This is a genomic window from Wenzhouxiangella sp. YN9 (genome assembly GCF_056324165.1).
Genome location: NZ_JBJNIP010000025.1, coordinates 1 through 2,554 on the forward strand (window position 1 = coordinate 1; position 2,554 = coordinate 2,554).

A 2,554-nucleotide genomic window follows, 5' to 3' on the forward strand; every position below is an offset into this window, starting at 1 on the left:
AATACCGAAACCGGCGGCCGGCTGGCGCGCGAAATCCTGGAAGTCGGCTCAAGCCGTCCGATTCAGGAATCCTGGCTGGCTTTCAGGGGTCGCGAACCGGCGCTGGAGCCGTTGCTGGCTTCTTACGGCATCGCCGCCTGAACAAACCCGCCCGATACGCCACAAGAAATCTCCGGCCCCAGGCGACCGCATCGTGCGCCTCGAAGCGGTCCCATCAGCCCAATAGCAGTGGCTTGATTTACCTACCACTCGCCGGCCTGGAATCTGGGCACTCCACTGGCCAGACCGTCGCAATAGTCAAAGATACGCTCGAATGCGGCGCGATCCTTGACCGGATGGATTTTATTGCTGCCAGCTAATAGATAAAAAACACCCACTGAAAGCACTTGTCCACGCAAGCTCGAATGAGGTCGCTTGTTGAGTTCATGCAGATCCGGATTCAATCGGCCCTCGTCAATCTCCGGAAAATATCGCTTGATTTCCGGGCCATAAGCCAGGTCAAAATGCTCGATGGTTTCGGTAAACACGCCCGCGCTCAGTCCATAACGATAGGCTGCGCAGGCCCCAAATAGGTTGGCGGCCGCCTCTTCATTGACGCGTTCGCGCTCGGTATCCAATAAATAGCTGTGCAGGTGATACAGCTCGTGAGCGACCACATCAGCCAACTCAGCCCACCATTGGCCTGCCCCTTCCGCATCGACAGCATCCTCAGCAAAGGGGCTATAAAACAGCAAAGACACCAGCAGCCTGTCCCGGATCGAGGCTTGAGATGAGTAGTACGAGCCCGGCTCGGAGGCCAACACTACATCCACATCAAGATCCACATCTACCATGGTCAAATAGTCCGACAGCGTCCTGGACAACGCAGCGGAAAATTCGCCAGCGCCGCGTTCCAGATACTCACGCGTCTCATCAAAATACGTCGAAGAGGGATTAGCCGGAAGCAAGAATTGGATTCGGCCACGGTCGCCAAGGTCTACCGCTGTCACTTCTGTCGTTTTCCGGATCTCAACCTCATCCGTACCGGAAAACCGGCCGAAAGAAATAACGTTACTTCGCGAGAGCTTTACAGTGTTGATGCCTCGGAATTCACCCAGCGCCACAGCCTTTCGAGTGCTTCTTGCTGACATTTCAAGCGCGGAACACCCAGCCATAAACACAACAAGAACCAGGACAAGCAGGGGAATGGTAACTTTCTTTATCATTGAAACCTCTGAATTATGCGAGCCTGCCACTGCTCTGGACAGGCCCGCATCCTTTCCATTATTTAATCACGCAACGGCTGCAGCTGCCTCCCCCGCCACCTACATACCAGGAATCAGATGAGCCAGTGATTGTCGTGCCCTGATGCTTGAGCTCAGTGACTACTAGGTTAACGCCTTCCTCCGACGCGACCTGAAAATCGAACTCAACGTCAATCTCGTCTATATCAGCAAGCTTCGGCTGGATCCAGGAATTGACCGCTGACGGGTTAGAAATAACCGCTTCATCACCCAGCCTGATCCACTCAAAACTGCTGGACTGAGTGCTACCATCGGACAGATCAAGAACAACCGTTGCGTATCCGCTGGTGGTGGTCACCGGAATATTTGACGACGACAAATCAACGGTGAAGTCGGCCGCATCGAATGTGGACATCAACCCGACAGCAAAATCGGAAAGCTTACCCTGCATTGCAGTGAAACTGTACTGATAGCTCTGTCCACACATATTTGGAAAAGGATGGTCCTGACACCTCAAAGGAGCCCCTGGCGGATCACACGCCGTGGTTACAAACAAGACAACTGCCGACATAGCAAGTAATTTCAAATATTTCATAAGATTCTCCATATAATTGCATTCACTGGCATGAGCGTGCCGGTAGGTGTGGGCAAGACCCGTTCCGCTCTGGCACTTCAGCCTGAAAGAGAGCGAATGAATCAAGACTCGAAACCACAACGCGCTTGACTGCTGATTCACGCAGCATGCATCAGTCTGTGGTTAAAGAAACTGCCTTTAACCCTCGCCCCCATGATGGAGCTTACCCCCCCCCCCGGCCTGATTTTCAATACCTTACGTTTGCTGGTGTCTTCCCTTTTTTCATCTCCCTGCCGGCACTAGGCTATCTGAGCTGGCAAAACAGTTACTGATTGGTGGTGGGCCGACATCGATCGGCTTTGGTGTCCGCCGCCGCCAGCTATGGAATCCTTGGGGAGCACCGGCAAAGAGCCTTTGTCAGCTCAGCAACAGGCTGTAGAACGGGAAGCGGGGTGATTTTCGTTTCTGGCGCTTGGCCTGCTAAAGCAGGTGTTGGCTCTGATCCTAATAAGCAGCCAGCAACGCCCACGCTAGGCTGGCCAACGGAAAATTCCCAAGGGAGATCCAGGACACCGTGCACTCCCGTAATAACCGCGACACCTTCGATCTGTTCTGTGAAACCGGGCTGTTCAATACCGAAACCGGCGGCCGGCTGGCGCGCGAAATCCTGGAAGTCGGCTCAAGCCGTCCGATTCAGGAATCCTGGCTGGCTTTCAGGGGTCGCGAACCGGCGCTGGAGCCGTTGCTGGCTTCTTAC

At 54.2% G+C, this 2,554-nt stretch carries 3 protein-coding genes; 1 reads left to right on the plus strand and 2 read right to left on the minus strand.

Annotated elements, in window-relative coordinates; genetic code table 11:
• Window positions 1-242 precede the first annotated feature (242 nt).
• Both ACEWQ0_RS00065 and ACEWQ0_RS00070 read right to left on the minus strand, forming a co-directional pair.
• Complete coding sequence (locus tag ACEWQ0_RS00065) at window positions 243-1,205, minus strand: hypothetical protein (protein ID WP_476481467.1); 963 nt, start codon at window positions 1,203-1,205, stop codon at window positions 243-245.
• A gap of 58 nt (window positions 1,206-1,263) precedes the next feature.
• On the minus strand, window positions 1,264-1,818 hold the full coding sequence (locus tag ACEWQ0_RS00070; protein WP_476481468.1) for a hypothetical protein: 555 nt from the start codon (window positions 1,816-1,818) through the stop codon (window positions 1,264-1,266).
• Between the two features lie 553 nt (window positions 1,819-2,371).
• Between ACEWQ0_RS00070 and ACEWQ0_RS00075 the strand changes: the two genes are divergently transcribed.
• Window positions 2,372-2,554 (plus strand): hypothetical protein (locus ACEWQ0_RS00075; protein ID WP_476482926.1); only part of this gene is annotated, 183 nt, incomplete at its 3' end.